This is a genomic window from Sphingopyxis sp. (assembly GCF_035250425.1).
In the GTDB taxonomy this organism is placed as follows: Bacteria; Pseudomonadota; Alphaproteobacteria; order Sphingomonadales; family Sphingomonadaceae; genus Sphingopyxis.
The window spans coordinates 1-19,591 of sequence record NZ_DATFFD010000303.1 but is presented as its reverse complement, the minus strand read 5'-3'; the positions used below and the strand labels follow the sequence as shown (position 1 = coordinate 19,591).

General features: G+C 66.1%; 20 protein-coding genes, 1 tRNA gene and 1 pseudogene. 6 read left to right on the top strand and 16 right to left on the bottom strand.

The features are described from left to right. Nucleotides 1–331 (top strand): phosphoribosyltransferase (locus tag VJ811_RS18665; RefSeq protein ID WP_324075172.1); only part of this gene is annotated, 331 nt, incomplete at its 5' end. Next, nucleotides 324–1,349 carry an adenosine deaminase gene (locus tag VJ811_RS18660; RefSeq protein ID WP_324075170.1) on the top strand — a complete coding sequence of 342 codons (1,026 nt, stop codon included), beginning with the start codon at nucleotides 324–326 and terminating at the stop codon, nucleotides 1,347–1,349. The genes VJ811_RS18665 and VJ811_RS18660, both read left to right, overlap by 8 nt. 118 nt (nucleotides 1,350–1,467) lie before the next feature. Here VJ811_RS18660 and VJ811_RS18655 read toward each other — a convergent pair whose 3' ends face one another. From VJ811_RS18655 to VJ811_RS18620, 8 genes are all read right to left on the bottom strand, one after another. Then, complete coding sequence (locus tag VJ811_RS18655; RefSeq protein ID WP_324075169.1) at nucleotides 1,468–2,508, bottom strand: rod shape-determining protein; 1,041 nt, start codon at nucleotides 2,506–2,508, stop codon at nucleotides 1,468–1,470. Between the two features lie 171 nt (nucleotides 2,509–2,679). After that, the gene (locus tag VJ811_RS18650; RefSeq protein ID WP_324075167.1) at nucleotides 2,680–3,171 is read right to left on the bottom strand and encodes a hypothetical protein; all 492 of its coding nucleotides are present in this window, start codon (nucleotides 3,169–3,171) and stop codon (nucleotides 2,680–2,682) included. A gap of 81 nt (nucleotides 3,172–3,252) precedes the next feature. Beyond that, a complete protein-coding gene (locus VJ811_RS18645) occupies nucleotides 3,253–3,630 on the bottom strand; it encodes a reverse transcriptase-like protein (protein WP_324075165.1) in 378 nt (125 codons plus the stop codon). A gap of 17 nt (nucleotides 3,631–3,647) precedes the next feature. Beyond that, a complete protein-coding gene (locus VJ811_RS18640) occupies nucleotides 3,648–5,741 on the bottom strand; it encodes a TonB-dependent receptor plug domain-containing protein (RefSeq protein ID WP_324075163.1) in 2,094 nt (697 codons plus the stop codon). After that, on the bottom strand, nucleotides 5,741–6,487 hold the full coding sequence (locus VJ811_RS18635; RefSeq protein WP_324075161.1) for a hypothetical protein: 747 nt from the start codon (nucleotides 6,485–6,487) through the stop codon (nucleotides 5,741–5,743). The genes VJ811_RS18640 and VJ811_RS18635 overlap by 1 nt, the downstream gene beginning before the upstream one ends. Nucleotides 6,488–6,598: 111 nt before the next feature. After that, a complete protein-coding gene (locus VJ811_RS18630; RefSeq protein WP_324075159.1) occupies nucleotides 6,599–8,338 on the bottom strand; it encodes a M56 family metallopeptidase in 1,740 nt (579 codons plus the stop codon). Continuing rightward, nucleotides 8,338–8,712: a BlaI/MecI/CopY family transcriptional regulator gene (locus VJ811_RS18625; protein WP_324075158.1), complete on the bottom strand. Its 375-nt coding sequence runs from the start codon at nucleotides 8,710–8,712 to the stop codon at nucleotides 8,338–8,340. Before VJ811_RS18625 ends, VJ811_RS18630 begins: the two co-directional genes overlap by 1 nt. Nucleotides 8,713–8,835: 123 nt before the next feature. Further along, nucleotides 8,836–9,498: an MOSC domain-containing protein gene (locus tag VJ811_RS18620; protein WP_324075156.1), complete on the bottom strand. Its 663-nt coding sequence runs from the start codon at nucleotides 9,496–9,498 to the stop codon at nucleotides 8,836–8,838. A 236-nt stretch (nucleotides 9,499–9,734) separates the two neighbouring features. Here VJ811_RS18620 and fdhD point away from each other — a divergent pair, with 236 nt between their 5' ends. Next, nucleotides 9,735–10,538 carry a formate dehydrogenase accessory sulfurtransferase FdhD gene (fdhD, locus tag VJ811_RS18615; protein ID WP_324075155.1) on the top strand — a complete coding sequence of 268 codons (804 nt, stop codon included), beginning with the start codon at nucleotides 9,735–9,737 and terminating at the stop codon, nucleotides 10,536–10,538. Next, nucleotides 10,535–11,044: a molybdenum cofactor guanylyltransferase gene (gene mobA / locus VJ811_RS18610; protein WP_324075153.1), complete on the top strand. Its 510-nt coding sequence runs from the start codon at nucleotides 10,535–10,537 to the stop codon at nucleotides 11,042–11,044. The genes fdhD and mobA overlap by 4 nt, the downstream gene beginning before the upstream one ends. On the opposite strand, the gene VJ811_RS18605 is transcribed toward mobA, so the two are convergent. The 3 genes from VJ811_RS18605 to VJ811_RS18595 form a co-directional block, all read right to left on the bottom strand. Continuing rightward, entirely contained in the window at nucleotides 11,039–11,671 is a 633-nt protein-coding gene (locus VJ811_RS18605) for a DUF1345 domain-containing protein (RefSeq protein WP_324075151.1), read from the bottom strand. The two genes, mobA and VJ811_RS18605, sit on opposite strands and share 6 nt — an antisense overlap. An 8-nt stretch (nucleotides 11,672–11,679) precedes the next feature. Beyond that, entirely contained in the window at nucleotides 11,680–13,953 is a 2,274-nt protein-coding gene (locus tag VJ811_RS18600) for an FdhF/YdeP family oxidoreductase (protein WP_324075149.1), read from the bottom strand. 647 nt (nucleotides 13,954–14,600) lie between these two features. After that, the gene (locus tag VJ811_RS18595) at nucleotides 14,601–14,999 is read right to left on the bottom strand and encodes a MarR family winged helix-turn-helix transcriptional regulator (protein WP_324075148.1); all 399 of its coding nucleotides are present in this window, start codon (nucleotides 14,997–14,999) and stop codon (nucleotides 14,601–14,603) included. A 131-nt stretch (nucleotides 15,000–15,130) separates the two neighbouring features. Between VJ811_RS18595 and VJ811_RS18590 the strand changes: the two genes are divergently transcribed. After that, nucleotides 15,131–16,621: an FAD-dependent oxidoreductase gene (locus VJ811_RS18590; protein ID WP_324075146.1), complete on the top strand. Its 1,491-nt coding sequence runs from the start codon at nucleotides 15,131–15,133 to the stop codon at nucleotides 16,619–16,621. Nucleotides 16,622–16,839: 218 nt separating this feature from the next. Here VJ811_RS18590 and VJ811_RS18585 read toward each other — a convergent pair. From VJ811_RS18585 to VJ811_RS18570, 4 genes are all read right to left on the bottom strand, one after another. Next, nucleotides 16,840–16,916 (bottom strand) — tRNA-Arg (locus tag VJ811_RS18585). Between the two features lie 49 nt (nucleotides 16,917–16,965). Then, a complete protein-coding gene (locus tag VJ811_RS18580; RefSeq protein WP_324075144.1) occupies nucleotides 16,966–17,430 on the bottom strand; it encodes a DUF1178 family protein in 465 nt (154 codons plus the stop codon). A 2-nt stretch (nucleotides 17,431–17,432) separates the two neighbouring features. Continuing rightward, nucleotides 17,433–17,693, bottom strand: a complete 261-nt coding sequence (grxC, locus tag VJ811_RS18575) for a glutaredoxin 3 (RefSeq protein ID WP_324075142.1) — start codon at nucleotides 17,691–17,693, stop codon at nucleotides 17,433–17,435. 18 nt (nucleotides 17,694–17,711) lie between these two features. Next, the gene (locus VJ811_RS18570; protein ID WP_324075140.1) at nucleotides 17,712–18,578 is read right to left on the bottom strand and encodes a ComF family protein; all 867 of its coding nucleotides are present in this window, start codon (nucleotides 18,576–18,578) and stop codon (nucleotides 17,712–17,714) included. Nucleotides 18,579–18,662: 84 nt separating this feature from the next. Between VJ811_RS18570 and VJ811_RS18565 the strand changes: the two genes are divergently transcribed. Beyond that, complete coding sequence (locus VJ811_RS18565; protein ID WP_324075138.1) at nucleotides 18,663–19,454, top strand: methyltransferase domain-containing protein; 792 nt, start codon at nucleotides 18,663–18,665, stop codon at nucleotides 19,452–19,454. On the opposite strand, the pseudogene VJ811_RS18560 reads toward VJ811_RS18565, so the two are convergent. Beyond that, nucleotides 19,451–19,591: pseudogene (locus VJ811_RS18560) on the bottom strand (8-oxo-dGTP diphosphatase MutT); the annotation flags it as partial. The gene VJ811_RS18565 and the pseudogene VJ811_RS18560 overlap by 4 nt on opposite strands.

Here is a 19,591-nt window from a genome sequence, read left to right as displayed (position 1 = left end):
CGCGCTGGGCTATCTGATCGACACGCTGAATCCCGGGGACCGGCTGCTCATCATCGACGACGTCTTCGACAGCGGCCGCAGCATCCGCGCTTTCATCGCCGAATTGAAAGCACGCTGCCGCCACAATATGCCGCGCGACATCCGCATCGCGACCGTCTGGTACAAACCCGGCCGCAACGTCACCGACCTCTGCCCCGATTTCTTCGTCCACGAAACCGACCAATGGCTGATCTTCCCGCACGAGGTCGACGGGCTGACGGTCGAGGAAATCCGCCGCCACAAGCCCGAGGCGGCGATCATCCTGCGCGAGGAAGGCGAATCCGATGGCTGAAGATTTTGCATCGGCCGGAGAACGCGCCGCCTTTATTGCCGGTCTGCCCAAGGCCGAGCTTCACCTTCATATCGAAGGTTCGCTCGAACCCGAACTGATGTTTGAACTCGCGCAGCGCAACGCCGTCGCCATTCCCTTCGCCAGCGTTGAAGAAGTGCGCGCCGCCTACGCCTTCGCGAACCTCCAGGATTTCCTCGATATCTATTATCAGGGCATGGGCGTGCTCCACAGTGAGCAGGATTTTTACGACCTTACCGCCGCCTATCTTGCGCGCGCCCACGCCGACGCGGTCCGCCACGCCGAAATCTTCTTCGACCCGCAGGGCCATACGACACGCGGCGTTGCGTTCGAAACCGTCATCGCGGGCATCACCCGCGCGCTCGACGATGCGGCGGCAAGCTATGGGATGACGTCGAAGCTCATCATGTGCTTCCTCCGCCATCTCAGCGAAGCCGAGGCCGAGGCGACGCTCGACGAGGCGCTGCCGTTCCTCGATCGCATCGACGGCGTCGGCCTCGATTCCTCCGAAGTCGGCCACCCGCCCGCCAAGTTCGAACGCGTCTTCGCCCGCGCGCGGCGCCTCGGCCTCAGGATCGTCGCGCACGCCGGCGAGGAAGGCCCGCCCGCCTATGTCCGCGAGGCGCTCGACCTTTTGAACGTCGACCGCATCGACCATGGCAACCGCAGCCTCGAAGACCCCGCGCTCGTCGCACGCCTCGCCGCCGAGGGGATGACGCTCACCGTCTGCCCGCTTTCGAACCTCAAGCTCTGCGTCGTGGGCGACATCGCCGACCACCCGCTCAAGGCCATGCTCGGCGCCGGGCTCCGCGCAACGGTGAACAGCGACGATCCCAGCTATTTCGGCGGCTATGTAAACGCCAATTATCAGGCGGTCGCCGACGCGCTCGACCTGTCGAAGGCCGAGCTCGTCACGCTCGCACGCAACAGCTTCACCGGCTCATTCCTCGGCGACGCCGACAAGGTCAGACACCTCGCCGCAATCGACGCCTACGCCTGATCCTATCTTTCAATCTTCGTCATTCCCGCGAAAGCGGGAACCCAGCGAGCTGCCGTGCTACTGGATTCCCGCTTTCGCGGGAATGACGAGATATGGAATTAGCAACAGGGTCGCGAGCTCAAGCCGCGATCAGCACGCCATGATAGGCGGGATCCTCGAACGCGCGCCCGGCCCCCATCGCGACGCAGATCAGCGCATCGTCGGCAACCACCACGGGCAGCCCCGTCGCGCGCGCAATCGCCTGATCCATCCGGCGCAGCAGCGCGCCGCCGCCGGTCAGCGTGATGCCCTCGTCGATGATGTCGGCCGACAGTTCGGGGGGCGTCTGTTCCAGCGCCGCGCGCACCGCGCTGACGATCTGCCCGACCGGCTCGGTCAGCGCCTCGGCGATCTCGGCTTCGGTTACCTTGACCTCGGCCGGGCGGCCGGTCACCAGGTCGCGGCCCTTCACGCCCATGATCATGCCGTCGCCGACGGGCGCAGTCGCGCAACCGATCGTCAGCTTGACGCGCTCGGCGGTCATTTCGCCGATCATCAGATTGTGCCGGCGGCGGATCGACGACGAAATCATCTCGTCCATCTTGTCGCCGCCGACGCGCACCGAATTGCTGTACGCGACGCCGCTCAGCGACAGCACCGCGACCTCGGTCGTGCCGCCGCCGATGTCGACGACCATCGCGCCGCGCGGTTCGGTGACATGCAATCCGGCGCCGATCGCGGCGGCGAGCGATTCCTCGATCAGCTGCACCGACACCGCGCCGGCGTTCGTCGCGGCATCGCGGATCGCGCGCCGCTCGACCATCGTCGATCCCGAGGGCACGCAGATCACGACATTGCTGCGCCGGGCAAAGCGGCTTGCCCCACCCTGCGCCTTGTCCATGAAATGCTTCAGCATCTGTTCGGCGACATCGATGTCGGCGATCACGCCATCGCGCAGCGGCCGGATCGCCTGGATATTGTCGGGGGTCTTGCCCATCATCGGCTTGGCTTCGTTGCCGACGACCTTCACGCGCCGCACCCCGTCGCGCGTCTCCAGCGCCACGACCGACGGCTCGTTGAGCACGATGCCCTTGTCACGCACATACACCACCGTGTTCACAGTACCCAGGTCGATGGCCATGTCGTGCGCGGCCGACGCAAACCGATTAAAAAACTTCATAAGACGGGGCAAATGCCTTCGGGAATGGATGGAAGAATCAGGCGTGGCCGGCCCTTTGGCGCCCGCAACGTCTGTCCATAATCGACTGCGGCGAAGGCGCACCGGCGTCAACGAATGCCGCGACCAATACTGCCAGAACGGTGGTTTCTCAGGCCCGGCTGTTCGATCGGTTCAAAATTCGGGACCACCCGAGCCCGGAACGATGAATTTCAGCCCCTGCAGCCGGACGACGTCGTCGCCCGCACAGACTGGCGCCGCGATCAACCGCATCCACCGGCGCGGTGCCTGCGCCGGCTTGATTTCGACATCGAGCGTGAAACCGCGCCGGTGCCTGATCGCATAGGCGCGGAGCTTCTCCATCGCCGCCCGCGACCCCTCGGCATAAAGCGCCGCCGCCTCTTCGCGCGCCACGACTGCGCGGCGCGGAATGCCGAAAATGTCATAAACTTCATCCGACCAGCTCAGCCGGTTGTCGTCGGCAAGGTCGCATTCCCATTGGCCGATCCGCGCGCGCACCGGCAACAGCCGCGCCGCGACGTCGACGACGTCGGGAATCGGATCGAGCGTATCGCCGTGATGAAGCCGCCCAAGTTCGAAAAAGCGATCACGCTCATAAAGCGGCCAGCTATGATGGACAGGCAAGGGATGGGTCGGCTTCAACACGCGGGTCTTCCAGTGGGCCGCCAAAGGATAGGCACGCGTCGCTTAACAACTGGTGATCCCGATGGACAGCCCTTCGGCGCGTTATCGCCCGCGCGCCAGCGCGATCCCCGCCAGATTCTGCGTCCGCTTGATATGGCGTATGTTCGGCGCCGGACGGTCACCGACGAGCGCGCGGAAAGTCGCGTGATGTATTGCTGCGTCGCCGCGCGCCCGCACCACATCGTTCGCCTGCTCCACCACCGCCGCGGCATCGCCGAGCAGGACAAAATTGGTCAGCCCCAGATCCTGCGCCAGCCGCAGCGCCGCGATCAGCGCCAGCCACTCGGCCTCCATGCTGCTGCCGATCCCCGCGTCGCGCACGACCATCGCCGCGCCCCCGGTCACGACGGCGGTTTCCATCTTCCCGGGATTGGGGCGGCACCCGCCGTCGAAATAGATCTTGATGCGGCGCTTCGTCACCGAACCACCCTAGCCACTCAGAACTTCCCGCGCACCGAAAAGGAGAAAATCGGCCCGATCAACCGGTCGCGTTCCTCGATAAAGCTGACCGGGCTTTCGCCGCGCACGCCCGTGTAAGCCGTCCGGTCGCGCTTCGATCGCGCATTCGCGATGTTGCGGATCGACCCCCGGACGGTCAGGCCCAGCACATCCTTGTGCTCGACAAAGACCGACGCCCAGACCGGCCCTTCCCAGACCTTGTCCGTCTGATTGCGGCGATAATTGGGCTGATAATGCGAATATTCGGCGTCGCCGCCCCATGCCCAGTCGCTGCCGGCAATGTCGTGGCGCAGACCCAGGCTGATCACCGTGTCGGTAAAGCCGTTCCACTGCCTTTTCTCGCCGGTGAAGGGATCGCGCAGCGAGCTCTTCTGCAACAAAATCCGCGGTTCGAGTTTCATCCCCTTGATTCCCGCAGGATCGAGGTTGATCGTCGCCGTCCAGTCGATCGCTCCCGCCTTGGCCTTCGCGATATTGCCGACCGCCTCGCCATTGGCGCCGATCGGGATCACGTCGACGCGGTCCTCGACGTCGCGATAGATCAGGATGATCTTGGTCGACCCCCAGGCACCGAACTTCTTGTTGATCTCGGCCTCATAGGTCCAGTCCTGCTGGGGTCTGAGGTCGTTGTTGCTTTCATTCTGGTTGCCGTCGTTCAGGAAGGCGCGCGCGAGAAAGTCATAGAAGCTGAGCTGGAGCACGCGCCGCCGCAGTTTCACCGAAATGTCGAAATCGGGCGAGGGCGTCCATGCGAGCGAGATCGAGCCCTTGGGCCGAAAGAAGCTGCGCGTCAGGCCGTTCATGCCCGTCTGCGTGATCGTCGAATGTTCGGCGCCCGCGATAATCTGGAAATTGAGCTTGTCGGTCAGCCTGCGACCGAAACTCAGCAATCCCTCGTATCGATCCTCGCTCACCCCGCCGGTGCCGCCCTCGAACGGCTGGTCGACCCACGCCCCCGCGGGATCGAGCAGCGCGATCGATGCAACATTGTCGAGTTTGTTGAATGCGGCTTCGCCCGACAGCTGCCAGTCGCCGCCGAACATCTTCCACTGATATTCGCCGCGCCCGATCGTCTCGCCGATGTCGCCGGTCTGCGCGAAGCGATCGCCGGTCGCGATGCCGCCGTCGGGCGTGGTGACGATTTCCTGGCGGTAGGGCTCATGGCTGAACCGCCTGAGGCCGATCAGCTTCAGTTTCCCCGGCCCCAGCCCGAGCTGATAGTCGCCGCCGACCTCGTAATTCCAGCTGTCTTCATTCTCATACACCGTGCGGATTCGGTCGGGCATGCCGGGGTCGGTGCGCACGCCATCCTCATAATAGCGGTCATATTTGCGCTGATAATGGCCGCCGAGGTTGGCGACGGTATCGCCCGCCGGATCCCAGGTGATGCGCCCCGAAAGCTTGGGCGTGTCGTAATGCGTATTCCAGATATCCTTGCGCCGTTCGATGATGTTCCGCGCGCCGTCGTAGATCAAAGTCGGCCCGCCCGCGCCGCTGCGCGCCGAATCGTCGTTGTTCAGCGCGACCTCATATTCGACCGCCCCGGCGCGGCCGCGCACCGACACGTCGGCGCGGGTGAACAGCGGATCGGTGTAATGCGCACGAAATTCGGGCTTCCACGAAAACTGCCCCGAAAAGGCGTCGGCGCGATAGACGATATTGGCGACCTGTCCCGACAGGCCCGGAATATCGAGCGTCGCGCCGTCGACGACCTCGATCCGCTCGACATTGCCCGCGGGAATGCGTGACAATTGGGTGTACATGTCGTCGGCCTTGTTCGACGGCCGCTCGCCGTTGAACAGCACATTGCCCGTCGCCTGCCCCAGCCCGCGCAGATTCTCATTGTCGCGGATCTGGAAACCGGGAACCTGGATCAGCATGTCATAGGCGTTCTTCGGCGCGTAGCGCGCGAAGTCGGCGGGCGCATAGATCTGCCGCGCCGAGCTCGTCGCGGTCGGGGCGATCTCGGCCGGCGCGGGCGGCGGCGTATCGCCGGTCGGCGCCGCCGTCTCCTGCGCCAGCACGGGCGCCGGGAGCACGGCCGCAACCGCCATCAAGCTGGTCCATCGCATCACTTGGAAATTCCTCCGGCTGCGCGGTTCATCGCCTGCGCATATGCGCCCGTGACGCCCATCGCCTTCATGCTGACAACCTCGTCGGCGCTCAGCTTCCTGTATCCCGCCGCGGCGAGCCCACGCACATAAGCGCCGTCGACGCCGAGCGCCTTGCACGCGATCGCATCTTCGATTTCGGTCAGAACCAGCGCCTCGGATTTGAGATCGCGAACATATTCGGGCCGCACTTCGAGCGCCGCCGCCGCGATCAGATCGTCGGCATCCTTCGGCCGCACCCCCTCGCGCGCCAGCCCGTCGGCAAGCGCGATCGTCGCATCGACGAGCAGCATCGCGAGCAGGGTCGACCGCCGGTCGGGCGGCAGCCCGCGGTCGCCGAGCGCGCGCTCGAACGCGGGATCGGAGGTGAAGCGGCATTCGCCCTTCCCCTCGAATGCGCGGGTCAGCGTGCCGGTACATGCCAGCGTTCCCGCGTCGTGCGTCACGGTGAAACTGACCGGCCCCGGCGTAGTCCGGCCCAGCGCGGCCTCGGCGGCGGCGAGATGGGGGCGCGAGCCGTCGAACCTCTGATCGCTGCTCGACTGTTTGTGCTGGATGCGGACGCGCGGCGCCCCCTTCTTTCCGCCCGCAGGCTCGGCGACCCAGCTGACGTCGCTCAGCACGAGCGGGTTGGCGGCGGCGGTCGGCGCCGAACAGGCAAGGATCGACATCAGCGCGGCGCTACCGGCGAACAAATAGGCTTTCATGGTGCACTTCTCCCTCCGTGCGCCAGGCGAGCGTCATCGCTCGCCGCCGCAGCGGCAATTTTGAATCAGGTTTCGATTAATCGTCGGTCGCTGCGGACGAATGTCCGGGGGTCAGTCGCGGGCGGGCGGCTCGGGCGGTTCCGGCGGTGCGGGGAATTCGATCCGCGCGGTCCGGCCGTCCCCGCGGCGCGCCTCGATCACGCCGCGCTCCATATCGACCACGGCGACATTTCCGTCTCGCACCGCCCTGGTGATCGGCCGCGGATTCGCTGCCGGGCGGGGCTTGACGGACCGGAACCCGCGCGTCGCGTGCAGCTCGATCGCGTCGTCGGCATCGCGCATCTTCACACCCGACTTCTGCATGTCGGTGACGAAGTCGCAGTCGACCCCCATCGCCTTCAGCGCGATCAGATCGTCGACCCCGATGTCGGGGAAATGCGATTTCATGTCGCGGGCAAAGGCCGCGTTGACGCCGACATGCCGCGCGCCGACCAGTTCGTCGAAATCGGCGCCGGGAACGATATCGCGCATCTGCCGAATATAGGCGGGGTCGATCCCGCTCGCCTTTGCCGAAATGATCTCGTCGGCGTCCAGCGACCCGCCCTGCTCACGCATCTGCGCGACATATTCGGGGGTCACGCCTACCGCACGCATGCTCACCAGTTCCTCGGCGCTCAGCGTCTTCGATGCCGCTGCGGCGGTGGCCGCATCATCGGTCGCAACGGTCTTTGCGGCGGCGGACTGCGATGTCACGGCTGTCGTCTCCTTGGTGGTCGAGGCGACGACGGAGTGGACGTCCGCCGTCGCCGCGGGCCTCGCGGTTGCCGAAAAGGCCGCCAGCGGCGCGGTCACGCTCGCCAGCACCACCAGGCTCATCAGCATCCAGCTCGCGCTCGCCGGGCCGCGCTTCAGGCTGCCGTCGAGGACGCGCGTGATGCGGCGCTTCAAACTGTCCTTGCCCGGCGCGACGCCATGCGCGGCGAGCAGCGCGCCCTGGTTGTCGTGCCGCGCAGCGCCGACCAGCAAGGTCGCATAATCAGGCCCGTCGATGTCGGCCATCAGCACTGCATCGTCGGCGGCTTCCTCGCGCAATTGATGGCTCTCACGCGCCAGCATCCACACCAGCGGATTGAACCAGAAGACCGCGCAGGCGACGCGCGCGCCGAGCAGTTTCGCCCAATCGAGCCGTGCGACATGCGCCAGTTCGTGCGCGATGATCGCCTCGGCCTCACTCGATGCCGCCACGGCTTTCGGGCTCAGCACGATCGTCGGGCGCAGCACACCCCAGCTGATCGGCGAGCGCAATTCGTTGCTCACCAGCAGCGCGGTGCCATGCTTGAATCCCATGCGCCGCTGCGCTTCGGCGAGCGCTGTCAGCCACGACCGGTCGACCAATATCTCGGCGCGCCCGCGCATCGCGAACAGCCGCACCACCGCGGCTGCCATCACTCCCGACAACAATAGGAGCGGGACAAGATAGAGAAAGGGCGCAAGGTCGCTCCACGAAAAGACGATCGGCGTCGATCCGGCCCCATCCCCTTTGACAGGAACATCGTCCACGACGGGGACTGACGTCGCGGCGGGTGCCGGATCGATCGCCGATCCCCCCGTTGTTGCCGGTTGCGCAAGCGGCGCGGCGGCTTCGAAGGACCAGCTCGCGGGAAGCGGCGCCCATTGCGGCAGCAGCAGGATCGCGGCCGGCAAGGCCAGCAATGCCATCAGCCCGGCATGGGCGATCATCGACCGCTCGCCGGCCGTGCGCGACCGCACCAGCCGCAACAGCCCCAGCGTCAGCGCCGCGACGACGACCGATTTCCAGGCCAGGCCCAGCAACATGGCGGTGGTCAGCATCACCCTCTCCCTTCGCGCGCTTTGGCGATCATCTGTTCGAGTTCGTCGAGTTCGCTATTGCTCATCTCGTCCTGCATGCCGAGCAGGGCGGCCGCGGCGCTCGTCGCCGATCCGTTGAAGAACACCCGCACGACTTGGCTTAGCGCCGACTTGCGCGCAGCCTTGTCCGACACGCTCGGCGCATAGACGAAACCGCGGTCGGACTGTTCGCGCGCGACAAAGCCCTTGGTCTCGAGCCGCTTCAGCATCGCCCGGATCGCCGAACCCGACAATTCGTCGGCCAGCGCCTCGCCTATTTCGGTCACGGTCGACGCACCGCGCTCATAGAGAATATCGACGATCTCGCGTTCTCGCGGGGGCAGGCTGGACAACATACGACTCACCTCATGCGCTACATTTGTAGCGTGCTACATTTGTAGCGCATGCTTGGCAAGGGGGTTTAGCGGCAATCAGGCAGCGACCATTGACCGCTTGGGAAACAGCGAACCTGCGCTGTTCTAATCCGCGCCGAACTGCTCGGCCAGCTTGGCGCGCCGCATCTTCCAGGTTTCGGCGAGCACCGGGACGTCGCGCAATGCGCGCAGGTCCGCCAGCCGATCCTTCGCCTCACCGCCGATCAGAAGGGCGAACAGCGACGCCAGCGGCCATTCGGGATGGGGCCGGTCGACCAGGTCGAGCGTGTCGCCCGCCCGGACATAGCCCGGTTCGAGCACGCGGTAATACCAGCCCGTCCGCCGCGTCTTCACGACCAGCGCCATCACGCCCTTCGCCTGAAAGCGGTGGTCGAGTTTCCAGCACGGCTGGCGCGCCTGCGTCACTTCGACCAGCGCGGTGCCGAGCCGGAAACGGTCGCCGAGAAAGACGTTCTTCTCGTCGAGCCCGGCGGTCGAGATATTCTCTCCGAACGCGCCCGGCGCATCGAGCAACGGAACCTCGCCCAGCTGCCCCCGCCACCAGTCATAATGGTCGGCAGGATAATGATGGACCGCCTTGTCGATGCCGCCATGGACGGTGCGATCGGCCTGCTCATCGCCGATCAGGCCCATCGCGCCGACGGCAACCGCGTCCGCGACCGGCAACTTGCCGATGGCGCTCGGTGCATCGTCGCCGCGAAAGGGGCGGACCTTGCCAAGGAGGACGGCGAGAATTTCGGCTTTCATGCCTGCAATGGCATAGGCTCCGCCGCCGAAATGGCAATCGCCAGCCTCGCGCGAGCGGGGCCGCGGCGCGCGGCCCTGACGCCAGCACGATCACGAGGCCAGCCAGCGCCATCACCTGGATGTTCGCGGGCGGCGCGAATATCCTCCCGCGGGTCCGCGCCTTCGTCGATTTCCTTGTCGAACGGTTCGGCCGGACAAACCGGGACAAGCAGACCGGGATCGGCTAACAGATCATCATGAAACGCGAGACGATCGATCTTCCCGTCCGCCGGCTCGGTCTCGCCGATCCCGGCGACGCAGCCCTGATCCGCCGCGTGCCGATCGAGGCGCCGGTTTCGATCGAGGTCGGCGGCATCGGCTATGCCGTGATGATGGCGACCCCCTCCGATCTCGAAGACTATGCGCTGGGCTTCGCGCTCGGCGAGGGGCTGGTCGACACGGCGGACCAGATCCGGCGTGTCGATGCCCACGCGGTCGAAGGCGGCTGGGCGCTGCGCATCTGGCTGGCTCCCGAACGCAACGCCCTCGCGCTCGAACGCGTGCGCACGCGCGTCAGCGAAAGCAGCTGCGGCCTCTGCGGGATCGAGAATATCGAGCAAGTGCTGCGGCCCCTGCCGCCCGTGACCGCGTGCATCGCGACCGACCGGGGCGCCATCGCGGCGGCGATTTCGGCGCTCGCCGATCACCAGCCGCTCGGGCGGGCGACGGGTGCGGTTCACGCCGCCGCCTTCTGCTCGCCCGCGGGTGCCATCCTGTTCGCGCGCGAGGATGTCGGGCGGCACAATGCGCTCGACAAGCTGATCGGCGCGCTGGCGCGGGCGGGCATGACCCCGGCGACCGGCTTTATCCTGCTGTCGGCGCGGTGCAGTTACGAACTGGTTGAAAAGACCGTGCGCACGGGCTGCCCGATGCTCGTCACCATCTCGGCGCCGACCAGCCTTGCTGCCGAACGCGCGGTGCAGGCGGGGCTGACGCTCGTGACGCTGGCGCGGGCGGATTCGGCGCTTGTCATCAGCGATCCGCACGGAATGATCGCGTGAGGGTGCTCGGCGCGGTGCTCGCGGGGGGGCGGTCGAGCCGCTTCGGGTCGGACAAGGCGCTCGCGATGCTGGATGGACGGAGCTTGCTCTACCATGCGCTGACGGCGCTGCGCCCGCATTGCGATGCCGTGGCCGTTGTCGGTCGGGACGAAGTCGCCGACTGGCCGCGCCGCGACATGGGGCCGCTCGGCGGCATTGCCGGGGCGCTTATCCATGCGGCGGATCAGGGCTTCGATCGGGTGCTGACGGCGCCAGTCGATTGCGTGCGCCTGCCCGGCGATCTTCGCGCGCTTCTCGAACCGGCGCCAGCCTTTCTCGATACGCAGCCGGTGATCGGTCTCTGGCCGATTGCCTCGATCGACGACCTGCGGGCCATCCTCGAGGACGGACACGACCTTGCGGTCCGGGCCTATGCCCGCCGGATCGGCGCGCGGGCGGTCTCCAGCGGCTTCGTACCGCCGAACATCAACAGCACCGCCGACCTCGATCGCCTCGCAGGGTCATGATCCGCCGATGGCGTTCACGGTGAATGCCAAAATGCCCATGTTGAAGATGAAGGCCGCTATGCAGTGGCCGAGCACGACACGCCGCATATGCGCGCCCGATATCGTGACGTCGGATGTCTGGAAGTTCATGCCGAGCGTGAAGGCAAAATAGAGGAAATCCCAATAGCCGGGTTCGTGCACCCCCGGCACTTCGATCCCGCCCTGGTCGCGGCCCTCCTTTTGCAGATAATAGAGATGCGCATAGTGGAGCGTGAACACGATGTTCGCGAACAGCCATGCGAGCGCGAGCGTCGCGATGATCAGGATGACATCGCAGCGGCCCAGCTTGCCCGGGCTCGCTATCAGTGTCCCGACCGCGAACAGGATGACGAGCGAGAGCAGCACGGTGATCGCGAGCAAGCCCACGCGATTGGCGTCATTAAATTCGGCGCGGCGGCGCATCTGATAGGCGTCGGCGCGCAGCAGCGGCATCACGGTGCAAAGAAAGACGAAGGCGGCGGCGTCGAAGCCGATCAGGAACCCGGCGCGCGGATCGATGTCCAACGCGAGTGCCGCTCCCATCGCCGCGACCAGCACGAACGGAAAGATCAGGAAACGGACCGGCGCGATATATTTGCCGAGGGCCATCGGCGGCGTCAGTCCGCAGCCCGGACGACGCGCACCGGGATCGACTTCGCCGCCGGACAGCCGCTGGTCCTGTCGTAATGGGCCAGCGGCAGCAGCGGGTTGAGCTCGGGATAATAGCCCGCGACCGATCCGCGCGACATCGGATAGTCGAGGATCGTCAGCCCCCCTACCCGGCGCGCGATGCCGTCGGCGCTGATTGTTTCGAGCGCGACCTTCATTCCTGCCTCGAGCCCGCGAGCGGCAATATCGTCGGCATTCATAAACAGCACCATCCGGTCGTTATACACGCCGCGATAGCGGTCGTTATAGCTGTAAATCGTCGTGTTAAACTGGTCGTGCGAGCGGACGGTCGCAAGCCGCAGCATGTCGGGATCGGCAACCGGCGCGTTGACCGCGAGCCCCGGGAGGATGAGGAAATTGGCCTTGCCGTTCGGCGTCGCCCACACGCGGCGGCGTGGCGCGATATCGAGGTGAAAGCCCAGCGGCGCCTTGATGCGCTCCGAAAAATCCGCGTAGAGCGCGGGATAGATTTCGGCGATCTTGTCGCGGATCAGGCTATAATCGTCGATATAGCTGGCCCAATCGACCTTGCTGTCGGGCAGCGTCGCCATCGCCATGCGGCAGACGATCTCGGTCTCGGGCATCAGATGCTCGCTCGCGGGTTCGAGCACGCCGCGCGACGCGGTGACGTTCGACATCGAATCCTCGATCGTGACGAATTGCTCGCCCGCGGCGGTTTCGATGCGTTCGGAGCGCGCGACGACGGGCAGGATCAGCGCGTCGCGGCCGTGGACGAGGTGCCCGCGGTTGAGCTTGGTCGCGATCCCGACGGTGAGGTTCAGCTTGCGCATCGCGTCGTAAGCACGATCGGTATCGGGCACCGCGCGGACGAAATTGCCGCCAAGGCCGATGAACACCTTCGCGGTGCCCGCCAGCATCGCCTCGACCGATTCGACGCTATGATGGCCTTCCGCGCGCGGTGGTTCGAACCCGAAAACATCGCGCACCCGGTCGAGATAGGCCTGGCCCGGTTTCTCGTCGATGCCGACGGTGCGGTCGCCCTGCACGTTCGAATGGCCGCGGATCGGCGAGATGCCCGCCCCCGGCTTGCCGTAATTGCCCTTGAGCAGCAGGATATTCGCAATCTGCTGGACGAGCTGCGATCCCTGCTGATGCTGGGTCACCCCCATGCCGTAACAGATGATCGTCGCGTTCGAGCGGATATAGATTTCGGCGCAGCGCCGGATCTGTGCCTCGTCGATCCCCGCGGCGGCGACGAGGTCGGGCCATCGCTGCGCCGCGACATCGGCCTTCAGCGCGACGAAGCCTTCGGTATGTTCGGCGATGAAGTCGTGATCGAGCACCGTCTCGCCCGCCGCCTCGCGCTCGAACATGACCTTCATCATGCCCTTCAAGAGCGCGAGGTCGCCGCCGATCCTGATATGCACGAATTCGCTGCTGACTTCGGTCGACCCGAAGGTCGCCATCTGGACGATGTCCTGCGGCTCGGTGAATTTGATCAGCGCGCGTTCGGGCATCGGGTTGACCGCGACGATCGGGACGCCGCGCTTCCGCGCCTCGACCAGCGGCGTCATCATCCGCGGCGCATTGGTCCCGGCGTTGTGCCCGATCAGGAAGATCGCTTGCGCATGCTCGAAATCGTCGAGGACCACCGTGCCCTTGCCGACCCCGATCGAGTGCGGCAGCCCGCGGCTGGTCGGTTCGTGACACATGTTCGAACAGTCGGGGAAATTGTTCGTGCCGAACTCGCGCACGAAGATCGAATAGAGGAAGGCCGTCTCGTTGGCGGTGCGCCCCGAGGTGTAGAATTCGGCCTCGTGCGGGCTGGCGAGCGCGCGGAGGTGCTCGCCGATGAGCGCGAAGGCATCGTCCCAACTCACCGGCACATAATGGTCGGTCGTGGCGTCATAGCGCATCGGCCCGGTCAGCCGGCCCTGCATTTCGAGCCAATAGTCCGACTGTTTCATCAGGTCGGAGACGCTGTGCTCGGCGAAAAATTCGCGCGTGACGCGGAATTTCGTCGCCTCGTGCGCGAGCGCCTTTGCGCCATTTTCGCAAAATTCGAGCTTCTTGGTGCAGATGGCGTCGGGAAAGGCACAGCTCGGGCATTTGAAACCGCCCGGCTGGTTCATCGACAAGAGCGCGCGCGACCCCTTGGTAACCACGCTTTGTTCGAACAGCACCTTCGCGGTCGCAGCCGCCGCACCCCAGCCACCGGCCGGGCTGCCGTAGGATTTATACCGGGGTCTGTCCTGCGCCATCGCGCGCCGACTAAAGCATAGCGCGGCGGACATGACCATCGGTCTTTGGCGAGCAGGCTGTCCGATGACACGCGCCTCAATAAACAGCCTGGCGGGTCAACGACCATGGTTCATCGCATGGCAACGGCGCGCCGCAAACAACCAGAAGCGCGTGGGACCGTTCGTCGGTATGCCAGAGGGTCAGCTCCAAGCGATCTCAAACTCACGCTCACCAATCATAGACGCAACCCGGGGCACTTGGACGCCCGCCACATAGCGCCGCACGCGTTGATACAGTTCATCATGCCCTTCTGAACGGGCTGAATTTTGGCGCATTCCTGCGCCCGGGGGAAGATGAGAACTGGTTGATCGTCGTTTGACGATCGGAAATTCAACGATAACGACGTCTGTGGGCGCCCCTTCGGATGCAAACGTAAATCGGGGTAGATTGGCAGGTAGTCGGATGCTGTCATCTGTCCGGCGTCGATGAGCAGCGCAACAGCTGCGGGCCAGTATGGGGGTTCGCGGCCCGGATCCATTTCAACTTTGCGCGCTTGGCTAACGCTCTGCCGTTTCCTTGGTTCTTCCGGCCCGTCTCGCCGACCGTTGTGCCACACCCCCCCTTTGACCGCCTACATCCCCGACGCCCCCGGCCGCCGCCCCCCGGCCTAGGCCGTCACGGCTGTCGGAGCCATGCCCTCGGCGAACTTCGCCATCAGTCGCACCAGTTCGTCGAGATCCTCGCGAGACCAGTCGCGGAAGAGGCTCAGCGCCATAGTTTCGCGGGCCGCATCGAGAGCGTCGGTCGCCGACTTTCCGCGCGGCGTGATGATCGCCTCGCGCACGCGCTTGTCCGCCGACCCGGCACGACGCTCGACCAGGCCGAGTTCTTCCAACCGCGCGACCTGGCGACTGACCGTCGTATAATCGCGGCCAACCCTGCCGGCGAGATCGACGACCCCGATCGGCCCCTTGCGCTCGACGAAGACGAGCAGGGGGAAGAGCGCACGCTCGAGCGTCAGGCCCGCCAACGCCAGCAACTCCTCGTCCCTTTCCGGCCGGTTCATCACCGTCACGATTTCGAGGAGCGACGCATGCAGGGAGGGAAGCAGCGCCCTAATATGTGCATTATGCACTTTATTTGTTGACATCCGTCAGACCTCCATGGATATGTGCGTTATACACATTGGAGGTTCGAATGAAAGAGCAAAGCCCGCCTGCGGTCCTGATTTGCGGCGCCGGCGCCGCCGGCCTGACCCTCGCGATCGACCTGGCGAGACGAGGCGTGCCGTTCCGGCTGATCGAGAGGCTGGACCGTCCGTTCGCAGGGTCGCGCGGCAAGGGCATCCAGCCGCGATCCCAGGAAATATTCGAGGATCTCGGGGTGCTCGACCGGCTCGTTGCCGCCGGCGGTGTCTATCCGCCGCTACGTGAATATCATAACGATGGCAGCCACACGGATACGGCCCTCGAGGTCGAACCGCCGACGCCGGCCGAGCCCTACCATATCCCCCTCATGCTTCCGCAATTCCTGACCGAGCGACTGCTGCGCGAACGCCTCGCCGAGCTTGGCGGCCGCGTCGAGTTTGGGTGCGAACTGGTCGGGTTCGAGCAGGAAGAGGACGGCGTCACGGCGCGTCTTGCCGGTCCGGTAGGTGAAGAGCTGGTCCATGTTCCATATCTGATCGCGGCCGACGGTGGACGCAGCTTCATCCGCAGCGCCCTCGGCATCGACTTTCCCGGCAAGACGCTGGGCGTACGGGCGATGGTGGCCGATGTCGACCTGGTGGGGCTGAGGCGCGATGCGTGGCATCAATATCATGTCGGCGACAGGCGGCGGTTGATGTCGATCTGTCCGCTCGCCGGGACCGATCTCTTCCAGATCCAGGGAGCAATCCCGATCGACGGAGAGGCGGACCTCTCCGTCGATGCGCTCAACGTCATGGTGGCGGAACGAACCGGACGCGACGATATCCATGTTCGGTCGGTGTCGTGGGCCTCGGCCTATATAATGAGCGCCCGCCTGGCGGATCGCTACCGCGTCGGCCGCACATTCCTGATCGGCGATGCCGCGCACGTCCACCCGCCCACTGGCGGGCAAGGCCTCAACACGAGCGTTCAGGATGCCTACAATCTCGGCTGGAAGCTGGCGGCCGTGCTGGGCGGCGCGCCCGACAGGCTGCTCGATACCTATGAGGAGGAGAGGCGGCCGGTGGCGGAAGAGATGCTGGGTCTCTCGACCCGGCTGCTCGACGCGCAGAAGCGCGGTTCCATGCGCCGCGGACGCGAAGTCCATCAACTCGACATCGGCTATCCGGAATCGGCGCTTACCTTTGAGCCGTCATCACGGCCCGGCATCCTGCTCGCGGGCGACCGGGCGCCGGACGCGCCGCTGCGCGGGGCGGCGGGTTGCCCCCGGCGCCTGTTCGATCTGTTCACCGGTGGGCACTGGAGCCTGATTGGCTATGAAACGACCCGCGAAATCGCGGCACCCCGCAGCGGCCTCCGCATCCATCACGTCGGAGCCCAACACGCGCTTTCAGACGATGGCGGCCATCTACACAACGCCTATGGCCTTGCACCGCGCGAGTGGGTGCTGGTTCGGCCCGACGGCTATGTCGGCGCGATCTTCCACTCCGACGAAGCCGGCGCGCTCGAGCACTATCTAAAGGGGATCGGCTTGGGCTGAAGCGGGGATGGAACTGCGCGCTCTCGCCAAGGCGATCGGCCAATACTCGGTTCAAACCATCTGGGTCCGTTGGCTCCGTTGACGCGCCGCGACATCGCGATCGAAGCCATGCGACTGCAACCGAGCAGGATCCTCGTGCCGACCGAACCCCCGGTTCTCTCTTTTGTTCGGGAATGGTCGCGAGCGGAAACGCCGGATTTTCCTGCTTCCGGTGGCTATGGTGCACCCGACTGGATTCGAACCAGTGGCCCCCAGATTAGGAATCTGATGCTCTATCCTGCTGAGCTACGGGTGCGCCGTCGCTCGTGTAGCGGTGGAGCGCGCAAAGCGTCAATCGCGATGGATCAATTGGCCGCCTCGGGCGGGACGATCGGCACGAGCAGCGGCATCGCGGCGATCCCGTCGTCGCGCAGCGATCGCGCCTCCTCGGGCGAGGCCTGGCCGTGGATCAGGTCTTCGGCCGCGCGTCCTTCGTGCATCGCGCGCGCCGCATCGGCGAAATCGCGGCCTACCCAGCGCGACTGCGGCAGCATTTCGGCCTGCTTCGCGGCAATGTCGGCGAGCAGTTTGCGCACCAGGTCGGGCGACGGCTCGCCCGCGCCCGGTTTCGCGGGCGGCGGGGCCAGTGCCTGACGGTTGGACTTGGCACCCACTCGCGGTGCCATCACCGCCTTTTTCACGTCGCCGTCGCCGCACACCGGGCAGTTGATCAGCCCGCGCGCCTGTTGCTCGCCAAAGCTGTCGCTGCTCGCGAACCAGGCTTCGAAGCGATGATCGCCCGCGGCGCAGCAAAGGTCGAAAACGATCAACGTCAGCCCAGCCCCAACAGCGGATCGAGCCCACCGCGCGCATCGAGCGCGGCCAGATCGTCGCTGCCGCCGACATGTTTGCCGTCGATGAAAATCTGCGGGACCGTGCGAGCACCGCCCGCGCGTGCGACCATCGCGTCGAACCCGGCGCGGTCCATCGTCAGGTCGATTTCCTGATATTCGACGCCCTTGCGTTCGAGCAGCGCCTTGGCGCGCGAGCAATAGGGGCAGAAGAACTTCGTAAAAACTTCAATCTTGGCCATGCGGCTATCCTGTCATCCTTAACTCGCCATATCGGAATCCAACGAAGCAAAGTCAAATATGTTGCTTGTCATCAGGGCTTCCGGAACGACGCGCGCCCAGGTGAGCGCCGACACCTGTGCGGCGCCGCTGCGCCCGAGCACCCGCGCCGCCGCGCGCAGCGTCGCGCCGCTGGCGTGGACATCGTCGAGCAACACCAGATGCCGCCCCGCCGCGCGCGGCTTTGCATCGCTCGCCAGCGCAAAGGCGCCGGCGACGATCCGGTCGCGCTCACGCCGCCCCTTGCCGCGCAGCGATGCGGTCGCCTTGATCCGCAAAAGCAGATGATGATCGCGTGGCGCTCCCGTCAGCCGCGACAATTCGTCCGCGATCAGCGCCGCCTGATTGAACCCGCGCGACCAGAGCCGCCAGCGGTGCAACGGCACCGGAACCAACAGCATCGCGTCAATGTCACCCAGCATGGCGAGGTGCCGTGCCATCAGCCGCGCCATCAACCGGGCATGCCCGGTCCGCCGCCCATATTTGAGGCGCAGCGCCACCGTGCGCGCGACGGGGCCATAGGCGACCGCCGCGGGCGCGCCTTCGAACGGCGGCGCGCCCGCGAGGCACGCGCCGCACGCGATCGGCCCGCCGGGCAAGGCGGCAGGTAGCGGAATCGAGCAGCGCGAACAGCAAGGCCCGTCGAGGAAATGGAGCGACGACCAGCAGGTCAGGCAGAATTGGCGGTCTTCGCCGACGATGACGCCGCAGCCGGGGCAACGCGGCGGCAGCGCATAATCGACGATCGCGCGCGCCGCGACGCGCAAACCGCCGAGCCACGCCCCGGCCGGCGCGCCTTCTTTTTCGACATCCCCCGTCGCCGTCGCCATCACCGGCTTGTGAAGCATCGCCGGGGACGGCACAAGCGGCGGATGTCGCAGCCTCCCCGCCCGCTATTCTCACCGGCCCGCCATCGCGCCCAGCGCGACCGCATGGCGCGCCTGCCCGCATCGGCCAATTTCCTCGCGCCGCTCATCGCCGAAACCCTGATCGACCGGCTGGCGACGGTGACGCGCGAATTTTCCCGCACGCTGCTGATCGGCGCGCATGATACCGCGCTCGCCGATCATCTGCGCGCGGCCGGCACCGACCTCACCATCGCCGAGGCGGGACCGCGCCTTGCGGCCGGAACCGGCGCGATCGCGGTCGAGGCCGACGCCATCGACCTGCCCTTCGCCAGTTTCGATCTCATCGTCTGGCCCGGAGGACTCGATAGCGTCAACGACGTCCCCGGCGCGCTCCTCCGCCTCCGCGCGCTGCTCGCCCCCGACGGCCTGCTGCTCGGCGCCTTCGTCGGCGACGGCAGCCTGCCCCGCCTGCGCCGCGCGGTGATGGCCGACGGCGTCCGGTCGATCGCGCGGCTGCACCCACAAATCGATCTCGCCGCGATGGGCAATCTGCTCCAGCGCATCGGTTTTACCCTGCCCGTCGTCGACATCGACGCGCTGACGGTCCGGTATGGCGACTGGTTCGCGCTGGTGCGCGACCTGCGCGCCGCCGGCCTGTCGAGCCGCCTCGCGCCCGCCCCGCCGCCCCTGACCCGCGAGGAAACCGCGCGAATTGCCGCTGCCTTCGCGGGCCAGGCCGATCCCGATGGCCGGATCGCCGAAATTTTCCGCATCGTCCATTTCAGCGGCTGGGCGCCGCATCCCGACCAGCCGCAACCCGCACGGCGCGGCAGCGGCACCGCCTCGCTGGCGGCGGCGCTCAAACCAAAGGACTAGATCAAAGCCTCCAGAAGCCCGATCAGCGGCTTATCGGCGGGCGGCATGTCGAGGCCGTGCAGTTCGACGGGGCGTACCCAGCGCAGCGCGCTGGCGTGCTGTGCCACCGGCGTCCCGCGCCATTTGCGGCAGACGAA